Origin of the sequence: Flavobacterium sp. 140616W15, assembly GCF_003668995.1 — a bacterium.
Classification (GTDB): Bacteria; Bacteroidota; Bacteroidia; order Flavobacteriales; family Flavobacteriaceae; genus Flavobacterium.
In genome coordinates this window covers 2,758,073-2,773,087 of the sequence record NZ_CP033068.1, presented here as the reverse complement: position 1 = coordinate 2,773,087, position 15,015 = coordinate 2,758,073, and the positions used below count along the sequence as shown (strand labels likewise).

Here is a 15,015-nt window from a genome sequence, read left to right as displayed (position 1 = left end):
ATGGCAAACACAATTTTAGCAGTTTTAGGTATGGCTGCAGGTAAGGTTATTGTAAAAAAAGCAACAGAGTCGTTGCTAGATAACAAAAATTATTTATATACCTATTTACAATCCAATTTTACAAAAATCAAACATGAAGATGTTAGGTTTTCAATAAGTTATTTAATCAGGATTAAGATTCCCGGTACTTCAAAATTTTTATTAGTTCGTGGTCATCGTATCAAAGACCAACTTCAACCTGTTGGAGGTGTTTACAAAAAAATGAACAGCTTTTCAGAATTTGAGAAATGGGGATATAAAGAAGACTGTTCTTCGAAAGGAATAAAATCTGATGATGTGAGCCAGAATGACCTACGCTTTAGAGTCAAAGGTAAATATACTTTGGATGTTATCAAATGGTTTGAATCAAGAAAAAACCGTGAAACCACCTATGAACGCGAGTTTAATGAAGAACTTATTAATGACCTTGGATTTGATCCAAACATCTTTTACACTAAATCTTTTAGAGAAGTACAAAAAGTGATGAAGGTATTTGGTTATAGTCCCCATCATCAGTGTTATGAAGTATTGATTTATGACATTGTAGAGTTTCTTCCAAATTCAGAGCAAGAAGTAGAGTTAAAAAAACTACTAGAAAATCCTCGCAAATTGAATGATGACTTTATGATAGTTGACATCAGCGAAATCGAAAAACAGTTAGTAATGGAAAATGAAGAGCAAATTGCTAAAATTGGAGCACATGTTAAATACCTAATCAATGAAAAATAATATGAAAAAATATACTGAACAAGAATATAAAAAAGATGAGCTTTTAGCTATCATAGCAGCAAACCTTGAGTTAGATGCAACTCGAAAACAACAAATGGAATCTGCATACAGGGCTGTAAATACTGTACTGTCAAAGGATGAAGATTTTTTTAAAGACCTCACAATTAATGTATATGCACAAGGCTCTTTATTAATAGGTACCACGATTAAACCCCTTCCGGGCAAAGAATTTGATTTAGATATTGTTCTTCACATTGAGAGCTCATATTTAAACCACACACCTGCAGAGATTTATGATGAATTATATCGTGTATTAAGTAATCATGATACATATAAAACACTCTTAAAGAAAAAAAATCGTTGTGTACGCATTGATTACAATAGCGATTTTCATATGGATATTTTGCCAGGATGCATGATTTCTTTAAACAACAATAGATTAATGATTCCTGAGGATAACCGTAGAATTTCTTGGTCACGTACCCATCCTAAAGGATATGGTGAATGGTTTAAAGAAATTGCGGAAAGAAACAAATCTAGTTTCTTACTTCAGGAACGATATAATTTAATGTTGGAAGCGAAAATAGAAACAGAGGATTTACCTTTGGATATCTATTTGAAAACTCCTCTACAGCGTACTGTTCAAATTGTAAAGCGATACCGTGATTTATATTATCAAAACAGAGATACTTCAAAAGAACCTGCAGTATCAAGTATTGTTTTGACCACTTTATTGGCACAATGTCATGAAGGTAATTTTTCAATTCAGGAGGCTTTAAAAAATGCAGTGCTTAAGTTGAAAAAATTAGCGAATGATTATAAATTTAGAAAAATAAAATTTGCAGTTTATAATCCGGTAGATAATCATGAAGATGCGGACAAAAGAGAAAATTTTACCGATTCTTGGGAGGATAAACATTATGAAAGTTTTGTAGGTTTTGTTGAAGATTTTGATAAAAAACTAAATGCTTTTATTGGCGCTGATACTAATGAAAATAATTACAAGGACTTGTTTGGTAATGGCTATTACAAAGAAAATGTACAAAGGTTAGTTGAGTTAGAAGAAAGATTAAAAGGAAAACCTATGTTAACGAATTTGCTAGCAGGTGCAGCTTATACAGATTCGAATGGCCATATTAACGGTTCTACAGGAGTTAAAAATGCTACACATAGATTTTATGCTCAGTCCTAAAGAACGAGCCCAAAAATTTTGGGCTGGTTTTTTGTACAAAACCTTAATTGAATGTGAAAGAGAATTCAAATGGTTAAGATTTGAACTAAAAGGGAAAAGTATTGAAGGTAAGGGAAGTTTAGAATTGAATAACAGAAAATATGATTTTACAATATTTTGTTCTCCTTTTTTACCAGGTCGCTTTGAACGTATAAGAGTTGAAACTAAAAATCTTAAAAAAAGTTTTGATACGCATTTTAATGCTGATGGTACACTTTGCTTATATCATCCAATTAAAGATTTAAATGGCAAACCATATATGGAATTAATAGATGTAATCCCATGGATTTCAGAATGGGTATATTATTATGATAAATATCTTGAGCATAAAGTTTGGATAGGACCAGAACATCCTCATAATTTGAATTAAATTTGAAAGCTCTTTGCGTAGAGCAAAGAGCTTTTTTATAATAAATAATGAAATGAAAACATCTTGTAAATTAACAGAAATTGTGAATATCCGGTCAGGAATGGTAGTCTCTAAAACAGCTAATAACGACGAAACGCTCCTGTCAGATGCATACGTGAGAATGATTGGTACTTCGGATTTTGATGATGATGGTTTTTTAAGACATGATCTTGAACCCAATGTTTTGTTCAAAACGTCTATAGAAAAAAACTTCTTGCAGTACGGAGAGGTAGTATTTAATGCTAAGGGCAGACGGTTTTTTGCTAGTTTATTCAAAAACGAATATGATCACACCATTGCAAGTGCTACTTTTCTAGTTTTAACTTTAAATAGTGAAGCTGTTTTACCTGAATTCCTAGTATGGTACCTGAATCATACAGAAACCTTAAAAGTGTTTGATTCTAAAATGGTGACTCAGGTAATGCCTTCGATTACTAAACAAGAATTAGGAGACTTGGAAATTATTATTCCTACTTTTGAAACGCAAAAACAAATTGTAGCATTAGACCTCCTTAAAAAACAACATATAAAACTTCAAAAAGAATTAATCACCTTAGAAGAAAATTACATCAACGCAATAACATATAAAAAACTTAAAAATGAGTAATAAAGTTAGTCAAAAAGACATCAACAATATCGTTTGGAAGGCCTGTGATACTTTCCGTGGAGCCATAGATCCGTCCCAATACAAAGATTATATTTTAACTATGTTGTTTTTAAAATATGTTACAGATGTGTACAATGAGAAAAAAGAAGAATATACTATAAAATATGATGGCAATGAAGAGCGTGTGAAAAGAGCATTAGAGCGTGAACGTTTTGTAGTTCCAGATGAATCGAGTTTTGATTATTTATACGAAAACCGTAGCAATCCTAAGATCGGCGAAAAGATCAACCATGCTTTGGCAGAGTTAGAAGAAGCTAATAGGGAAAAACTTGGCGGACATGATGGATCTAATATTTTTAGAAATATCGATTTCAATAGCTCAAATTTGGGCGATGAAAAAGGAAAAGTAGCTAGATTACGTAATTTGCTAAATGATTTTAAACCTCTAAACCTTTCGTCTTCTCATCTTGAAAATAACGATGTTATTGGTGGTGCATACGAATTTTTAATTTCCAATTTTGCTTCCGATTCAGGTAAAAAAGCAGGAGAGTTTTTTACCCCAGCTGAGGTATCAACATTATTAGCCAAATTAACAAAATCACAACCAGGTTCTCGTATATACGATCCTACATGCGGGTCTGGATCACTTTTAATTAAAGCAGGGCGTCAAGTAGGTGATAATAATTTTTCACTCTATGGACAAGAAGCAAATGGTAGCACTTGGGCATTAGCTGTAATGAACATGTATTTACATGGTTACGACAGTGCTATTATTCGTTGGGGCGATACTCTTAGAAACCCGAAACATAAAGAGGGAGATGCACTTATGTTATTTGATACCGTAGTAGCCAATCCTCCTTTTTCTTTAGACAAATGGGGAGCAGAAGATTTAGCAACCGATAAATACAACCGTTTTTGGAGAGGGTTGCCTCCTAAATCCAAAGGAGACTGGGCTTTTATCACTCACATGTTAGAGTCTCTGAATACTTCTGGTAAAGCCGGTGTAGTGGTACCACATGGAGTATTGTTTAGAGGTGCTGCCGAAGGAAAAATTCGTACGAAAACCTTAGAAGAAGACTTAATTGAAGCCGTAATAGGCTTGCCTTCTAATTTATTCTTTGGTACAGGTATTCCTGCAGCGATCATAATTTTTAATAAGCAGAAACTAAATAAACAAAAAGTTCTGTTTATAGATGCCAGTAAGAATTTTAATTCAGGCAAAAACCAAAATATTTTAGGCGAAAATCATATCCAACATATTGTAGAGGTTTATACATTGTTTCACGATCAACTGATGGACAAAGGTGTGATTGAAGATAAATTTGCCTACATAGCAGAGTTGGCTGAAATAACAGAAAATGATTTTAACCTAAATATTCCTCGCTATGTAGACACATACGAAGAGGAGCCAGAAATTGATTTAACAGCGACCCAAATTCTTATTACAGAACTAGAAAAAGAACTAGCAGCTGTAAAAGAAGAAATGAAAAAATACCTTAATTTCTTTTAACAATGGCAGAAAAACAAATTATAAAAAGTAGCTTTTATGGTGCTATTCCATTGGATTGGAATTCTTTAACATTTCAGGATTGCATTTCAGGATTTAGCTCAGGAAGTACACCTAGTCGCTTAATTCCTCAGTATTTTAATGGAAACATAAATTGGATAACAAGTGGTGAATTGAACTATAATGTGATAAATATAACAAAGGAAAGAGTTACTTCACAGGCAATTAAAAATAGTAATTTAAAGATTTTAGATTCGGGAACATTTTTAATAGCTATTACTGGCTTAGAGGCCGAAAAGGTGAGAGGTGCATGTGGAATCGTTGGACAAAAATCTGTTTCTAATCAGTCATGTATGGCACTTTATCCAAATAAGCATTTACTTGACAAAATGTATTTATTTTACTTCTATGCCTTTAATGGTGATAAGTTAGCCTTCAGATACTGTCAAGGAACTAAACAACAAAGTTATAATGCAAAATTAGTTAAAATATTACCTATTATTTTCCCTCCCCTTCCTGAACAAAAAGAAATAGCTAACTGTCTTTCTACTTGGGATAAAGCGATAGAAAATCAAATAACGTTAATTAAAGCAAAAGAAATTCTTAAAAAGGCAATAATGAAAGAGTTGCTTACAGGTAAAAAAAGATTGCCTGGGTTTAATGAAGATTGGAAAGAGTTTAAGTATTCTCAACTTATCAAGCAAGTTACAAGAAAAGAACAATGGGATGATTCAAAGATTTACAAACTTATAAGTATTAAAAGAAGATCAGGTGGTGTTTTCGCTAGACAAAGATTATTTGGACATCAAATCGAGGTTAAACAATTGGTTAAAGTAAAAGAAAATGATTTTTTAATATCGAAAATGCAAATTGTTCATGGGGCATCATCAATCGTAAGGAAAGAGTTTGAAGATTATTATGTGTCTGGTTCTTATGTGATATTAAATATTAAAGACGAAAAAGTTTTAACTCCGTTTTATTTGGATTATGTGTCAAAACAAAAATCATTTTACCACCAAACATACATTGCAAGTTACGGTGTACATATCGAAAAGATGACTTTTGATTTTAAATCATTCTTAAAAATGAAAATTACTTTGCCATCACTTCTTGAACAAGAAAAGATAACAAAGATCATTGATATAGCACAAAAAGAGATCCAAATAGAAAAACAAAAATTAGCTGATTTACAAAAACAGAAAAAAGGCTTGATGCAACAATTGTTAACAGGTAAAGTAAGATTGGTTTAATAATAATTAAAAGGTTTTTAAAACTATGGGAAAAACAATCTATATTAATGAAACCTGTCATTTAAAAAATGGACAAATAGCACTAAATTTCCAAAGTAACATATAATGGCATTTACAGAGAACAATATATCACAAATACCAGCACTTAAATTACTAATTAATTTAGGATACAAATATCTTTCCTCAGAGGAAGCATTAGCATTTCGTGACGGTAGATTAAGTAATGTCATTTTAACAGATATACTTAGGGAACGTTTAATTTATATAAATGAAATTAAGCTAGGAAATAAAAAAGTTAAGTTCGAACCTTCTAATATTGAAAGGGCAATACAAAAGTTACAAGATATTCCTCTAATGGAAGGCTTGGTTCATGCAAGTAATTATATTTATAACTTGTTACTATATGGACAAGCTCTAGAACAATCAATTGATGGGGATAAAAAGAGTCATACTATTCAATACATCGATTGGGAGAAACTGGACAATAATTATTTTCATGTAGCCGAAGAGTTTTCAGTAATGCGAACGGGGCGAAAAGACAGCTATAGGCCTGATATTGTATTATTTGTAAATGGTATACCTTTGGTAATTATAGAATGTAAAAGCTCAACAATTAAAGAGCCTATTAAACAAGCTATCTCGCAACATATTAGAAATCAACAAGAAAACGGCATTCAAAATCTGTACTGTTACAGTCAGATTCTAATGGCAACTTCATTAATACAGGCAAGATATGCCACTACCAATACAAAAGAAGAATTTTGGGCTGTTTGGAAAGAAAAGGATATTTCATTTAGCGAAAACATTGAGAATCTTGTAAATCAACCATTAGATAAGGAAACTGAATATAAATTATTTGAGACCTCAGATAATAGAAGCAAATATGATTATAAAGCTTATAAAGAAAAATATGATCTTTATGTAGCACCTTCACAACAGGACATATTAATTTATGGTATTCTAAGCCAGCAACGCTTACTGCCGTTTATTAAAGATTTTGTTTTATTTGAAGCTGGTATAATTAAAAAAGTAGCTCGTTTTCAGCAATTCTTTTCTATAAATAAAATTATTGATCGTATAAAGCCCATTCGAAATGGAAAAAGAAAGGGTGGCGTAATTTGGCATACACAAGGAAGTGGTAAGTCATTAACCATGGCTATGCTTGCTCGAAAAATTAAAGATACAATTAGAAATCCACAGATTATTTTAGTAACCGATAGAATTGACTTAGACAGACAAATTACAGCGACCTTACGAAAAGTAGAAGTTGATGTCATTAATGCTACATCGGGAAAACAATTAGTAAGTCTTTTAAGAGGTAATGGCGATTTCGTAATTACAACCATTATAAATAAGTTTGATGCTGCTGTTAAAAGTTTATCAGAAAATCAATTAGAGAGCCCAAATATTTTTGTCCTTATTGATGAAGGACATAGAACACAACATGGGGTTTTCAATGTGAACATGGAAAGAGTTTTACCTAACGCTTGTTTCATAGTATTTACTGGGACACCTTTAATGAAAAGACAAAAAAATACTGCTAATAAATTTGGAGGAATTATTGACGAATATTCTATAAAAGAAGCTGTTGAGGATGGTGCCATTGTACCTATTTTGTATGAAGGGAGGTTAGCAATACAAGATGTAAATAAAACAGCATTAGATAAAGGTGTTGAAAGGGTCATGGAAAATTTAGAAGACTATCATAAAGTGGACCTCAAAAAGAAAATGAGTCAAGCTGGTTTAATTTCTAAAACAGACCAAAATATTTTTCAAACTGCATTGGACATTAGTATACATTTTCAAAGCAATTGGGGAAAAGATAATACTGGGGAGCATTCTGGTTTTAGAGGCATGGTGGTTTGTCCTGATAAATTAACTGCTGTGAAATACAAAAAAGCGTTTGATTTAATTGCTAAAGTAACCACTGAAGTCATCATGTCTGCTCCCGATACAAGAGAAAACAATGAAGATGTTCACAGTTCCGAAGCACCTGAAGTAAATCAATATTACGAATTGCTTAAAACAAAGTATGGTCAGGATATAGATAAAATGATTATTCAGCAATATGAATATGGGGAAAATATAGAATTACTAATTGTTATAGATAAGTTACTTACCGGATTTGATGTCCCACAAACTATTGTAATGTATTTATGTCGTAAACTACGCGAGCACACCTTACTACAGGCCATTGCAAGGGTAAATAGAGTTTATCCCGGAAAAGAGTTTGGATATATCATAGATTATGCTGGAGTAATGGAAGAATTGCAAGAAGCTATTGAAACGTATTCCAATGATAGCGATGGTTTTGATCCTAAAGATTTACAGGGTACAATGAAAAATATCGGAGAAGAAATTGATAAGCTGCCTCGTGCTTATGCTGATGTCATTGAAATCTTCAAACCTATAAAAAACAAACATAATATTGATGAATATGTTTCATTTTTAGCGGATGATGCTTTACGAGAAGAGTTCTATAATAAATTCAGTGTTTTTGCACGTATTCTAAAAATAGCGTTAGCAACAGTTGAATTTCACGATAATACTTCTATTGCTGAAATACAACAATATAAAAATGAGCTTAAAAAATTTGCAGATATTAGAGTTGCAGCTAATAGTACTTATTTAGATACAGTAAGTTTTTCTCAATATGAAAAACAACTTCAAAAATTACTAGATCAACATGTAATTACGGAAGAAGTTATAAGACTTGTTGATCCAATTGATATTTTAGATTCAAAATCTTTTGAAGAAGAAGTCGAAAAATTAATTGGCCCTAGAGCCAAAGCCGAAAAAATTGCAGCAGCTACCTCCAAATATCTTTCCATAAATATTGATTCTGATCCCATTTTATTCAAAAAACTATCAGAATTAATTAAACAAACTATTATTGATATGAGAGCTAATCGTCTTTCTGAATTGGATGCCTTAAAAAAGCTAAAAAATTTGAAAGATCAAGCATTAAAAGGAGCAACAAATGATCTGCCTGAAATAATTAAAGACAAACGTAGAAAAGTAGCTATTTTTCACTTGCTAAAAGAAGAGATAGAATTGAAAGATAGAGAGACAGAAATAACGTTGATGTTTGATGAAATACTATCTAATTGTGAAATAGTTGATTGGCATAAACGTGTAGATATCATCAATAAAATTGAATTAGAATTTGGGGATTATTTAATGGATGTAATAGATTTATCTTTAGAAAAAGCGGATGAATTAACAAAAAAAGCAATTGAAATCGCTATTGCAAATAAAGAGTAAAATGAATGAGCAAATTGTTTTCGGGAGACATCATATCGATTTCGAATTAAAGTATGCTAATCGAAAATCTTTAGGGATTAAGGTACAACCAGATACCACGGTTATAATTACAGCTCCTACAGACACACCTATAGATAAAATTAAGACATTTGTATCTAAAAAAGCAATGTGGATTTTAAAAAAGAAATCCTACTTTCTTAGTATGGATACTATTAATATTGATTTAACAATTAAGTCAGGATACTCGGTAATTTATTTAGGTAGGCAATATAAATTAGTAGTTGAACAAGATCTAAAAGATGATGTAAGATATAAAGGAAATTTATTTCATATTTCAGTCAAAAAAAAAGAAAATGCACAAAAACTGTTTGAAAATTGGTTACACCAAAGAGCTATTTTTAAAATTACCGAAATTGCAAAACCTATAATTAAAAAGTTCTCTTTAAAATATGAAGCACCAATTGATATCTACTTTCAGGAAATGCCTACTCGTTGGGGCAGTTGTACTATTAAAAACAAGCTTATTTTCAATCCCAAATTAATACATACGCCGAAACGTTGCGTTGAATATGTGGTTATGCATGAATTATGTCATATAGTTTACAAACATCATAATCCAGATTTTTTTAATTTATTGACTACAATGATGCCGGACTGGGAAAAAAGAAAAGAAAAGTTAGATACTTTTGCTTAAAAATAATTATATCTAGATAATCGGAATTAAATAAGTACTTAATTCAGAATATCTGTTAACAATATAAATAAGTAAAAAAAATATTAATATTTTGTCAACTCTCCTGTGACCATTTGTAAATACTTTAAAATAGTCTCTATATTATTTTATTCAGAGATCACATATACCAAATATTGATAAAGTAAAAAAAATACATTCCATTTTACGGAAAACCATATTTCCATTATACTTTTTTTGCTTAGTATTGTAAATATTAAAATTCCTTGTTAATGAGCATAGGTCTGTAGTTAGGGGATTAGTATTAGAGAAGTTCTAACCAATCATAAAATCAAATTTAATGGAAAGTAGATACCAAAAACTTGTTCGTAAAATGGTTATTGATGACCAATTGCCTCAGTTTGTATATAGAATGAGGTCTGTAAATCGATATTTATTCGATACATTAATAAATGGAGAAATGTGGTTTCCAAATCCTATGGATTTTAATGATCCTTTTGATTGTGATATAAATATGACTTTCAATGATTCACAACACTCTTCCATTCAACATTATTATGATACTTACCTCAAAAAGAAATTTTCACAAAAAGAATTAGAAGGAATAGAAACGGCTAAGATTTCTAATCTTGATTTTGGAATCTTACTTAACAAAGTTGCTAAAAGAGTAGCTCATCAAAAAGGTATTGCTTGCTTTATGTCCAACTGCGACAATTTATTGATGTGGGCACATTATGCAGATTCTCATAAAGGAATATGTTTAAAATTTGACATATTGGAGGACGTCGAATTTTTTACTCCAGCAAAGAGAGTTATTTATGCCAATGAATATCCACAATACAATTACTTGCAAGATAAAAATGATTTTGTGAATCAAATGTTTTTCACAAAATCTGACGAGTGGAAGTATGAAGGTGAAATTAGAGTTCTTAAAAGTAAAAAAGACAATTATAAATTCAACAAAATTTGTCTTAAAGAAATGATTTTTGGATGTAATATTTCCGAAAATGACAAGAAGACTTTGATGAAAATTATGCGCCAATATTATCCAGATACTAAATTAAAACAAGCCGTAAAAAACGAATATAAGTTTCAATTAAATTTTGAAGACATTGAATAAATAATGGCTATAGTAACTAATACAACCTATTTGGGTAATTAACATAATGGAAAGTTTGATTTTATATTAGGGATCAAGTAGTAAACCCAAATAATAGGCTTAGTTACAAATGTAATAAAACAAAATAGCCCTTGCATTAATAAACTAAAAAAATCATAAATCAATTATGGAAATTAAACAATTATCTGAAATCTTAAAACTTAATTATGCAAATGCTTATAATGGAGAAAAAGTTGTTCAAATTCACCTATTTGGAGTTAAATACGGAAAAATAATTAGAGAAAACAACTATTCTTCTAAAGATATTATTAGTGAGTCAGGATTAAATGATTCCTACATTGCTGAACTAAATAAGGGAATTAAACTAAGAGATGAAGTAATTTTTGAGAGTGATGAAATAGAATTAAATGCTTTAGGAAAAACCCTAAAAGATAATTATGAAAATGCAAAAACAGGAGAAACTGTTGCTTCCATTTTCTTATTTGGAATTAAACATGGAAAACTAATTAAAATGAAGAATTATTCTATTAACGAAATTATTAAAATATCTGAAATTCATGAATCATATTTTGCAGAACTAAATAAAGGAATAAAATTATCGGAATATCTTTCAATAAAATAAATGCACCACTACCAAAAAAAAACATTTTACATTTAATATTGCTAGCTATATAAATATCAATTGATTGAGTTCATTATTGAGACCTTTTTTTAAGGTGTTTGTGAAGACCATCCATTATTGATCTTGGAACTTTTCTTAGCCTATTAAAAAAAACTATTTACTAAGAATAATGGCTTAGAAAAAGCTAGCATCAAAAATTAAATAAAATGTGTGCTAGATTCTTGACTTTGTGCAAAATAGTTATAGATGTTTTTTTTACAGTTTAATAATTATAAAAGTTGCTAAACCTAAAATAATCATAGAAAGAAATATAAACCCTCCTAAAATTAGTTTAGTATTTTTTTCTACTAATCCGGTTTTTTCCAATTTATTTAATCGGCTATCGAGTTTTTGATATCTCTTTTTATCATTAACTGCTCTATTTATAGTGCTTTCTATAAATAGATTAAATTGGTCATTATGTTTTAGAAATATGGATTTACTGTATTTTAATTCATTATAAATCTCTTCCGATGTTTTATTGTTTGTAACGATATCAGAGTAAATTGATTGGGAAATGCTTAATAATATCCTCATCATTTTGTTTATGTCTACGATGTTCTCATTTGAAATTGAGGATATTTGTGAAATTGAATTAATCAATGTCGATGTATGTCGAGTTTGAGAGTTAATCATTTCTAACAATGTTTCTGTATCTATAGTTTTATATAGTCCAAATAAACGTTCTTTTTGTGATTGATCGGAAAGAACTTTTAGTTGTCTTGACATTAAATCCAGAGTCTCTTTTAAATGAGTTATTTGTTTTTTTGACTTCTCATTATTCTTTTCTATAAGATCAAGATTATCAATATGATCAGTAAATATATTTCCAGTCATTTATGCTAAGTTTAGTTGGTAAAGCAAATCTTGACTTTTATCTAAAGATGTTTCAATTTTTTCAGACTCTGTCTTAATCTCGTTTTTTAATTGATTTATATTTTTTTTTGCTTCTTCAATTTCAGCTTTTAGCGATTCAAAAATAGGAAGGCTGTTACCAAATATTTTTTTTGTAGCAAATATACTTTCTTCTGCTTTTAATGACGAAATATTTGACCTTATGATATTGTTATTTGTTAAAAGAGTATTAGAAAGTACTTTTTGATTTTCTAATCTAAAAATATTGTCATCTGTTTTTAAGATAAATCTATCTTTATATTTGTCCCAAGCTTGAATAATTAAAACCGAAGCTAATCCAACAATTAATCCGGATAAAATTGGAGAAATATAGCTGGCTACAGAAGCAAGTGGAGGAAATGCACTTATTAATGCTTTTTCAATAATTTCGTCTAGTGCTACACCTATTAAAATAACCACAGCAGCTCCTAGTATTTTTAGAGCTTCTTTTAATCTAACTTCCCAGGAAAATTCACTAGAACATATTATTTTCACTGCCTTTAAGATGGAATGAAAAGCAGTTTTCACAAACTTTAAAATATTTTTTGCAATTTTAAAAAGGCTGGTTAATATTGCATCCAATAGAGTAGAAATAAAAGCGTTAATTGAATGGTCCTTAAATGTGCTTAAAATATCTTTACTTTTTTTAATGGTAACTATATACAATAATACACTAACAAATAATTACAAACTTTAATCCGCTACTCTTAGCGGATTTTTTAATTTAAAAACATTATGGAAAATAAAATTAACAAAATAGCACAGGAAATCAGTATTCTTTTAAAAGGATTAAGTTTAAAAGAATTTAAAGAGGTTATTAGAAAAGTAGAAACAGAGGTATATGAGTCAACTAAGATAAATTAGATGTATTTCTTACAACATCATCTACACTTGAAACCACTTTATCTATTTTTTCACTAATATCATAAACTTCATATTCAGAAGATATCTTTTTTGAAATATCTGTTAGTTTATTACTAATCTCGACTAGTAGTTCAATCATAGTTTGTGCTTGATCTTCATTCATGGTATAGAGTTTTAAGAGTTAAATAAAAAAGAGCAAATAATTACTACTTGCTCTATAACTTAATCTAAAAGAAGAACCAGAAAAATCGTAGACTGATATTCAAGTTAATTCTTAAAGCTTTGTTTTTGTGTTTGTTCTTACTCATGTTTATCGGATTTAATATGATTCATATTTTAAATTCGCATGTGGAACAGCACATTTCAAATATATCAAAAATACTTACACTTTTAAAAATGTGTAAAAATTTTTTACGCGCGGGTGTATTTTAAATACATATTTTAATTACATTTGCACTATACAAATATTATTAATATTACTAATAATAATTTAATAAAAAGAAACCCTAGCGCAATGGCTAGGCTCTTTAAATTAAACATTGTTAAACAGAGAAAATCCACTTAATCAATTCAAATACGGCAGCCACCGACAAGTTGATTAAGAAATTCTCTAGCCAAGCAACAATAGATTTTTTATCCATTTTTGTTTAGGTATTAAAAGTTGATAATTCAGTTTGCAGAAGTAACCTCTACTGGTCTGTCTAAGATTCAAGGTTGTTTTCATAATAATTGGATTAGATTTAATTAAACTTACGCCTACTTACTTATTGTGAGCTAGGCTTTTATTATTTATGGTAAAGATACTTTATCCTTCTGTTGTAGGCAAGGCTTCAATATTACCTAATTTACCAAGTTATTAACATATATTTATTAATAAGTGCAACAACTTAATAAAAAACAATTATTAACAACAAAGCCACTCCTTAAATGAAGTGGCTTTTTTAATACTTAATATCATGACAGAGCAAGAATATTTAAATAAACTAAAAAGGCTTGATATAAATACCAAAAAGCATTTTGATGAAATTTTTGTAAAAATCTACCCTCATTTTTGTAAATTGTCCTATAGTCAATTAGAATTACTTACTGAACATATAAAAAGAATGGGGGCTAAAGATTCTATTATTATTTCCCAATTATGGGAAAAAGGAAAAGAACCTAAAGTTTAATTTTCAAAATATAGACTACTTTCTATATCTTTAATTATTATTTCGGAATCTTCTTTTACAGCTTTAACTAAGTAAACGGTTTGATTTGCGCAATCTACATCATTAAACTCTTTTTCTGTAAATTCATCATAGAATTCTACTTTAAAGTAAACTCTTTCTTCAATTGGTTTGATGTACCAAAATACAGCTATACAATCTTTAAAGATGTAATTTCTATCAGTTCTATATACAATATCAAATGGTTTGTGCGTATGATTTTTTCCTGTTATGGTAGAGTTTTCATTAATGTTAGATTCATTCATGATTTATTTGTTTTTTATGATTAGCTTATAAGTGAACAATAGAAATAAAGGTAAAGAAATATAGAATATAAATTCTGTAATATCGTAAGCATGTAGTAAGCTATGCATTTTTTCTCCATCATAGGATATAACACTTGATTTTCCAATTGGATAAAAATAATAATCGCCAACTTTATCAGAAATTAAAAGAATAGCAAAATTAACAAAAAACCAAATTGAATAAAAGATTGAGAAATCACGATTTTGTTTTATAAATTTTTCCATAGTTTGTGGAGTTA

General features: G+C 29.6%; 16 protein-coding genes. 11 read left to right on the top strand and 5 right to left on the bottom strand.

Annotated features, from left to right (window positions below):
- From EAG11_RS11810 to EAG11_RS21950, 10 genes are all read left to right on the top strand, one after another.
- Positions 1-768: an HU-CCDC81 and SPOR domain-containing protein gene (locus EAG11_RS11810; protein ID WP_129539356.1), complete on the top strand. Its 768-nt coding sequence runs from the start codon at positions 1-3 to the stop codon at positions 766-768.
- Positions 758-1,960, top strand: a complete 1,203-nt coding sequence (locus EAG11_RS11805) for a nucleotidyltransferase (protein ID WP_129539355.1) — start codon at positions 758-760, stop codon at positions 1,958-1,960. The genes EAG11_RS11810 and EAG11_RS11805 overlap by 11 nt, the downstream gene beginning before the upstream one ends.
- The gene (locus EAG11_RS11800) at positions 1,929-2,369 is read left to right on the top strand and encodes a hypothetical protein (protein WP_129539354.1); all 441 of its coding nucleotides are present in this window, start codon (positions 1,929-1,931) and stop codon (positions 2,367-2,369) included. Before EAG11_RS11805 ends, EAG11_RS11800 begins: the two co-directional genes overlap by 32 nt.
- 52 nt (positions 2,370-2,421) lie before the next feature.
- A complete protein-coding gene (locus EAG11_RS11795) occupies positions 2,422-3,015 on the top strand; it encodes a restriction endonuclease subunit S (RefSeq protein WP_129539353.1) in 594 nt (197 codons plus the stop codon).
- Positions 3,008-4,525 (top strand): type I restriction-modification system subunit M, encoded by a 1,518-nt coding sequence (locus EAG11_RS11790; protein ID WP_129539352.1) that lies wholly within the window; start codon positions 3,008-3,010, stop codon positions 4,523-4,525. The genes EAG11_RS11795 and EAG11_RS11790 overlap by 8 nt, the downstream gene beginning before the upstream one ends.
- 2 nt (positions 4,526-4,527) lie before the next feature.
- A complete protein-coding gene (locus EAG11_RS11785) occupies positions 4,528-5,772 on the top strand; it encodes a restriction endonuclease subunit S (protein ID WP_129539351.1) in 1,245 nt (414 codons plus the stop codon).
- 105 nt (positions 5,773-5,877) lie between these two features.
- Positions 5,878-9,036 (top strand): type I restriction endonuclease subunit R, encoded by a 3,159-nt coding sequence (locus tag EAG11_RS11780; protein ID WP_129539350.1) that lies wholly within the window; start codon positions 5,878-5,880, stop codon positions 9,034-9,036.
- A gap of 1 nt (position 9,037) precedes the next feature.
- Positions 9,038-9,730: a M48 family metallopeptidase gene (locus EAG11_RS11775; protein WP_129539349.1), complete on the top strand. Its 693-nt coding sequence runs from the start codon at positions 9,038-9,040 to the stop codon at positions 9,728-9,730.
- Positions 9,731-10,067: 337 nt separating this feature from the next.
- Positions 10,068-10,847, top strand: coding sequence for a DUF2971 domain-containing protein (locus tag EAG11_RS11770; protein ID WP_129539348.1), 780 nt, complete (start codon positions 10,068-10,070; stop codon positions 10,845-10,847).
- Positions 10,848-11,013: 166 nt separating this feature from the next.
- On the top strand, positions 11,014-11,469 hold the full coding sequence (locus EAG11_RS21950) for a hypothetical protein (protein WP_207209597.1): 456 nt from the start codon (positions 11,014-11,016) through the stop codon (positions 11,467-11,469).
- Positions 11,470-11,724: 255 nt separating this feature from the next.
- Here EAG11_RS21950 and EAG11_RS11755 read toward each other — a convergent pair whose 3' ends face one another.
- The 3 genes from EAG11_RS11755 to EAG11_RS21755 all read right to left on the bottom strand — a co-directional run bounded on the left by EAG11_RS11755 (position 11,725) and on the right by EAG11_RS21755 (position 13,429).
- On the bottom strand, positions 11,725-12,345 hold the full coding sequence (locus EAG11_RS11755) for a hypothetical protein (protein WP_129539347.1): 621 nt from the start codon (positions 12,343-12,345) through the stop codon (positions 11,725-11,727).
- Complete coding sequence (locus tag EAG11_RS11750; protein ID WP_129539346.1) at positions 12,346-12,984, bottom strand: hypothetical protein; 639 nt, start codon at positions 12,982-12,984, stop codon at positions 12,346-12,348.
- A 268-nt stretch (positions 12,985-13,252) separates the two neighbouring features.
- Entirely contained in the window at positions 13,253-13,429 is a 177-nt protein-coding gene (locus EAG11_RS21755; RefSeq protein ID WP_164998700.1) for a hypothetical protein, read from the bottom strand.
- A 793-nt stretch (positions 13,430-14,222) separates the two neighbouring features.
- Here EAG11_RS21755 and EAG11_RS11745 point away from each other — a divergent pair.
- Entirely contained in the window at positions 14,223-14,435 is a 213-nt protein-coding gene (locus tag EAG11_RS11745; protein WP_129539345.1) for a hypothetical protein, read from the top strand.
- On the opposite strand, the gene EAG11_RS11740 is transcribed toward EAG11_RS11745, so the two are convergent.
- Together EAG11_RS11740 and EAG11_RS11735 are read right to left on the bottom strand one after the other, a co-directional pair.
- Entirely contained in the window at positions 14,432-14,737 is a 306-nt protein-coding gene (locus tag EAG11_RS11740; protein WP_129539344.1) for a hypothetical protein, read from the bottom strand. The two genes, EAG11_RS11745 and EAG11_RS11740, sit on opposite strands and share 4 nt — an antisense overlap.
- Positions 14,738-14,740: 3 nt before the next feature.
- Complete coding sequence (locus EAG11_RS11735; protein WP_129539343.1) at positions 14,741-15,001, bottom strand: hypothetical protein; 261 nt, start codon at positions 14,999-15,001, stop codon at positions 14,741-14,743.
- Between the last annotated feature and the right edge of the window lie 14 nt (positions 15,002-15,015).

Bases quoted from the DNA above. Each gene is read 5' to 3' on its own strand.
- EAG11_RS11810 (WP_129539356.1), top strand. From the start codon at position 1: ATGGCAAACACAATTTTAGCAGTTTTAGGTATGGCTGCAGGTAAGGTT.
- EAG11_RS11805 (WP_129539355.1), top strand. From the start codon at position 758: ATGAAAAATAATATGAAAAAATATACTGAACAAGAATATAAAAAAGAT.
- EAG11_RS11800 (WP_129539354.1), top strand. From the start codon at position 1,929: ATGCTACACATAGATTTTATGCTCAGTCCTAAAGAACGAGCCCAAAAA.
- EAG11_RS11795 (WP_129539353.1), top strand. From the start codon at position 2,422: ATGAAAACATCTTGTAAATTAACAGAAATTGTGAATATCCGGTCAGGA.
- EAG11_RS11790 (WP_129539352.1), top strand. From the start codon at position 3,008: ATGAGTAATAAAGTTAGTCAAAAAGACATCAACAATATCGTTTGGAAG.
- EAG11_RS11785 (WP_129539351.1), top strand. From the start codon at position 4,528: ATGGCAGAAAAACAAATTATAAAAAGTAGCTTTTATGGTGCTATTCCA.
- EAG11_RS11780 (WP_129539350.1), top strand. From the start codon at position 5,878: ATGGCATTTACAGAGAACAATATATCACAAATACCAGCACTTAAATTA.
- EAG11_RS11775 (WP_129539349.1), top strand. From the start codon at position 9,038: ATGAATGAGCAAATTGTTTTCGGGAGACATCATATCGATTTCGAATTA.
- EAG11_RS11770 (WP_129539348.1), top strand. From the start codon at position 10,068: ATGGAAAGTAGATACCAAAAACTTGTTCGTAAAATGGTTATTGATGAC.
- EAG11_RS21950 (WP_207209597.1), top strand. From the start codon at position 11,014: ATGGAAATTAAACAATTATCTGAAATCTTAAAACTTAATTATGCAAAT.
- EAG11_RS11755 (WP_129539347.1), bottom strand. From the start codon at position 12,345: ATGACTGGAAATATATTTACTGATCATATTGATAATCTTGATCTTATA.
- EAG11_RS21755 (WP_164998700.1), bottom strand. From the start codon at position 13,429: ATGAATGAAGATCAAGCACAAACTATGATTGAACTACTAGTCGAGATT.
- EAG11_RS11745 (WP_129539345.1), top strand. From the start codon at position 14,223: ATGACAGAGCAAGAATATTTAAATAAACTAAAAAGGCTTGATATAAAT.
- EAG11_RS11740 (WP_129539344.1), bottom strand. From the start codon at position 14,737: ATGAATGAATCTAACATTAATGAAAACTCTACCATAACAGGAAAAAAT.
- EAG11_RS11735 (WP_129539343.1), bottom strand. From the start codon at position 15,001: ATGGAAAAATTTATAAAACAAAATCGTGATTTCTCAATCTTTTATTCA.